At 55.3% G+C, this 4007-nt stretch carries 1 protein-coding gene; it reads right to left on the reverse strand.

All coding sequences use genetic code 11. The annotated features are described in order from the left end of the window. The coding region (locus tag LPW29_RS14830) for a hypothetical protein (RefSeq protein ID WP_238628657.1) at positions 1–2806 on the reverse strand (2806 nt) is incomplete at its 3' end. Between the last annotated feature and the right edge of the window lie 1201 nt (positions 2807–4007).

Raw genomic sequence — 4007 nt, forward strand, 5'->3', positions numbered from 1 at the left:
TTATAGGTTCGGGTTTTGAGCATAAGATAGACGAATAATTTTCTTCATAAGCGACGTCAGTCAGGCTCAGGAAGTCTGTGGTGATGCTGGTTCGCAATAGCGCATCAGAGACGAGCGGAATGTATTTGCGAATAGTCGAGAACGCCAGATTACTTTTACTGGGGGTGCCCGACCGGCAAAGGGCGATGCCCCATGTCGCTATCAATGAAGGTAACTGTGACCATTTGTGCGGCCGTTTGATCAGCTCGTTTTCAAGGGCACAAGCAAGAGCAGTTTTGCGTTTTCGGTTTGGGCGAGAATTCCCGGTAATGGGTAAAGACAGGGTTTCGTTAAAGTTAACAGCGAGCTGCTTTCTGAAAAGTGCTCTTTCGCCTTGAGCCACTCCCGGGTTACACTGTCGGATATCAAACAACAAGCGTTCGAGGATTGTATCTTCTGATTCTGGAGCCTGTTCAGGTAAAGAGAGTGGGAGGTCAGTTAAAATACGGTACCAGGCTCTTAAGGGTAAGGAGACAGTTTTAGTGTCTCCACACATTGCTGCGGAAACGTAACCTGGGAGTTCGATAGTGCCTGCGGCTTTAGCATATCGCGCGAGCAGTGAAAAGTTGACGCTTTTTTGACCTGCTAAAGAAAATAGAACTGTTTGGACATGCTTCGAGGTTTTTCTTGGATCCTGGATCCACTCGGGTGGATTAGGAGCTTGACCTGCCATACCAATAATCAGTGAGCGGCTGACTGGGTCGGGGAACCATCGATAGACTGGCTGATCGGATTCCCCAGCTATCCACGGAAGATCAATGAAGAGTTGTTCCCCGTAACGGTAGAGCCGATTGAATAGGGCTGATGGGATGCGCTGTAGGCGCGCAGGGTCAGAGATTCCAGAAAACAGGGTTGCGGAGATGATGATCTCCGCGATTCGTATGTCAACATCAAACTGTTTTCTGGTTTTTCCCTGAGTATCGAGATAAGCCAAAAAATGGTCTCGCAGCTGAAGAGCCGCAACGTAGTGAGAGAGTGTGTCGGCGTGGAAGGGTGAGGGATCGGGTTCGAGGACTCGGACGTGTGTAGCCCTTCTGAGCATTCCGTTCCCGCCCGGCTGGGAACGAACGAGCCGATGCAGCATGCGCAGCGCATGGTTGGTTGAGTATCCTTGCGCTTTGGCATCGTTTAGGATTTCCTGGGTGAGTGCTTTGAATTCTTCGGCCTCAACCTTCTCCCAGCTGTGACGGCCCTTTCGAAATATCTCCACCATGTTGCGCAGTGTACCTGCGATTTTGCTGAGCCTTTCCTTCCGGATGCGGGCTCGACGGTGATGGGCGTTGGGAATGTCGCTATTCTTGCCGCCTCGCGCCTTTGGACGTATGTGGCGACGTTTCCCGGTATAGCGGATTGGCGGCGCGATGGCTAACCAGCCTTCAGCCGTCATGGTGTGCTCCACATGCCTGGCGATCTCGCCCAGCTGGTCGAGAGCGCTGCGGGTGGCCGTGGCACCAAGGGGGTGGTTCAGACCTTCAATGTGCCCAAGCTGAATCTGTACGAGATCGGCGCTATGGCAGGACTCGTAGAGCTCCGTGGCGAGAACGTGCCGGATTAACCGTGTAGGAAGTGGCCAATAGTGATTCCACCTCTTGTCCAGGGTGCCGGGTGTGACACTTTGGCATTCAAGCTCAGGCGACAGGTAGAAGAAAAGTGGGGTCGGCGCTTCTTGGCCAGCGAGAATAGCGGGCACATCCTTGACCCATTGGGGGAGATGCTTTCGCGAATCGTCTTTGATCCGGTTTGTCAATGCATTGAGGTAAGTGAGGTAGTGGTGAAGCTGTTTGCATGCAAGCGGCGCAAGTGCGACGAGACGCCATGCCCTTGATTCGGTGACGACCTTGTCCTGCACGAGCAGCAGTCCCCGCTCAATGTCGATGTGGCGCAGGCTGGGGAAGGGATCACGAACCGCTCTGTGACCGGTGGCCCTGAAGAGCAGGGCTAGGCAGTGGTCTATGTAAGCATTGTGACGCCGAACCAATTCGTCGCGTGCATTAAGCAGTTGGCGAAGATCAGCGAAGGCTCCCGTGGCGAGGCGTTGTCGCGATTCCAGCGATGGGTAGTGGCCTGTAACTGAATCGGTTCCTCGTTGCATAGAGGTCATGGCCTTGATCGAGTGTGGCGGCGATGCTGGTTCGTCTATCAGACGCTGACTCACCAGGCGATAGGCGTGGCGGATTCGCTGGATATCATGTGAGACATAATAGGAAAGGACCGGGGGCGCCTGTGCAGGTGTACCGCACAAGTGGTGGGTGATGACTGGGTCACGGAATGACACGGCCAGCTCCACGCTCAGCGCCGCCGAGATGCGCTCTTGCCTGATGCGTTGGTACAGTGTGCTCTGGCGAATGTCATCCATGGCAGACTTGACCTCGTCTTTGGCTTGTTCCGAGTGGATTCCGAGGTGCTTGGTGAGCGTGCCTTTTTCAGTACCGATGTGCTTGGACACCCAGGCTACCATTTGAGACGGGAGTTCAAGTTCCAGTGTTTTCGCCCTTGGGCTCATGGCGTGTTGCAGATGCGCCGGTGGCGAATAGGCGTCAGCAGGCAAGCGGATTTCGCGTCGGTAAATGCCTTCGCGCGTTAACTCGCTAAGCGAGCCGCAAGAGATACTTAGGACGCTGTCCAGATCCTTCCCGAGCAGATACATCAGCGCGAGGAGCCCAGCAGTACGCTGTTGCGCTGCGTTGTCCGAAGCCAGCCGCGACTTGATCTCCTGCACGAAATGCCGACGTTCGATCGGTGTTAGTCGCGCATAGGTATTTGGCACGATGGTCTGGTGTGCAGTAGTCCATCTGCGTGATTCACGAGCGTCCGAGTCCAGGTCGCCAGTCGTGGGTGTCTCGGCGTCCGGATCACTTTCCGGTTCTTGCTCATGGATGAGGTCGGTGCCGGGCGGCTCACCGGGGGCGTCTTGGTCGACCGGATGGAGGTAAATGCCAACCTGGCCCTTAGGTGGAGAGGGTGTGAACCCAGGCGGCTTGAGCTGGAGGCGGGGGCGCCCCGGGGGTGATGGTTTTTTCGTCGGATCGGGGGGCTGCTCAGTCTCTCGCGGAGTTTGAGAATTATTTGGAGAGATTTTCTGAAGGCTACAGACTGCCCGTATTACCAGGTCACCTGGAGTAGTTGTGGTCTTTGGGTTTAGACCTGTAACGTGGTCGCGTAGCTTGTCAAGTGATGCGCGGTTGCCCTGATATGCCGGTAGCGTTTGTAAAAAAAATAGGTATTCGGGGTTCGGGGAGATTGCCTTTCGTAAATCTGTAGCTATCTCACGCGTTAAGGGCGCGGGATCAGCGAGGATGCTATCGATAACTAGTTGCAGTATCGCTTCGGCCTGCGCTCCGGAAATACCAGCTGGTGGCTGTAACAGTAAGCTTGGTATGGGGTGCTTTGTGAATGAGCCGCCGAGTGGATTGCCCGCTCGGCCACTACGAGCCAGTCTGGTCCATTTCTGCGTATGAGCGATGGTGCTGGCTTCGGATAACGTTTCCTTCCATCCCGCATACCTCGCCGGAGCGAGCGAACTGCGGTCGAGTTCGTCCAGCGCTGGCAAGAGTACGTCCACCACGTTGAACAGGCCGTTGAATCCTGGCTTCAGGCCGAGGGCCTTATCGATCTCCTCTGCCCACCGCAGATTGGATGGGTTTCCGTATGCGGAAATTGCGGCCTGGAGGGTGCTTGGTGCGGTTGTTTGGTTTGGCATCAGTAGGGGGGGATTATCAGGGCTTACCCAGGCCGCCGAGGCGTGTCGGCAGGAGTCGGCAAGAGATCCTGAATCAGGGGCGCTTTCATTGAGAAAGGGTTGCGCTGGGTCTGTGCATAGTGTTTCGCGAAATGTGCCAAAAATTCAATCTTACGGGATTCGCAGCAGTTTCGGCTACTGCTGGATCAGGGCTATCGCAGTTAATTGGGACTCATCCATAGACAGTCCCCCGGGGTCACGGGCATCCTGGTCACCACTATCCCTTCTG

Source organism: Ectothiorhodospira sp. 9100 (assembly GCF_022227565.1).
Lineage (GTDB): Bacteria > Pseudomonadota > Gammaproteobacteria > Ectothiorhodospirales > Ectothiorhodospiraceae > Ectothiorhodospira > Ectothiorhodospira marina.